Origin of the sequence: Pampinifervens navoyensis, assembly GCF_046159715.1 — a bacterium.
In the GTDB taxonomy this organism is placed as follows: Bacteria; Aquificota; Aquificia; order Aquificales; family Aquificaceae; genus Pampinifervens.
Genome location: NZ_JBJXCT010000028.1, coordinates 1 through 590, shown reverse-complemented (window position 1 = coordinate 590; position 590 = coordinate 1). Strand labels below are relative to the sequence as shown.

Sequence of the window (590 nt, the reverse complement as noted above, 5' to 3'; positions counted from 1 at the left end):
ACACTCTGGAGCTTGAGAACCTCACCTTCAGGTATGACATGCTTGACATAAGGCAGATAGACTGCAGGGAGCTTCTGGAGAGCCAAGACCCTGCGGACAGGATAATAGCATGCCTTTGCAGAGTGGAGGATGAGAGCTATCTCATAAGGAAGCTCCTTGAGACCATGGAGGGCATGAGGGATGAGGAGAGGAAGGACTTTATGGTGAAAGTCTTGACACTGACAGAGCTAAGACCTAACTTAAGGGTAAAGCTCTCAGAGGAGGTCAGGCACATGCCCATAGTGGTCAGACCAGAGGACATAAAACTGCCAGAGAGTGAACTCAGAAAAGACCTTCTCTACAGTCTGGGGCTTGAGGAAGGACTTCACAAAGGCAAACAACTCGGGCTTGAGGAGGGGCTTCACAGAGGCAAACAGCTTGGGCTTGAGGAGGGTCTTTTGCTGGATGCACAGGAGATGTTGCTTACAGTGATAGAGAGCAGGCTTGGGTATGTGCCAGAGGGTGTGGAGGAGAGGGTAAGAAAGATAAAGGACAGGGCATATCTTCATGGGCTTGTCAGGAAAGTCGTGTCCGCTCAGGATGTGGAGGGA

The 590-nt window shown here is 50.8% G+C and carries 1 pseudogene; it reads left to right on the top strand.

Going from position 1 to position 590, the window contains the following annotated elements:
• Positions 1–38 precede the first annotated feature (38 nt).
• Positions 39–590 (top strand): annotated as a pseudogene (locus ACKRDP_RS09865) (hypothetical protein); the annotation flags it as partial.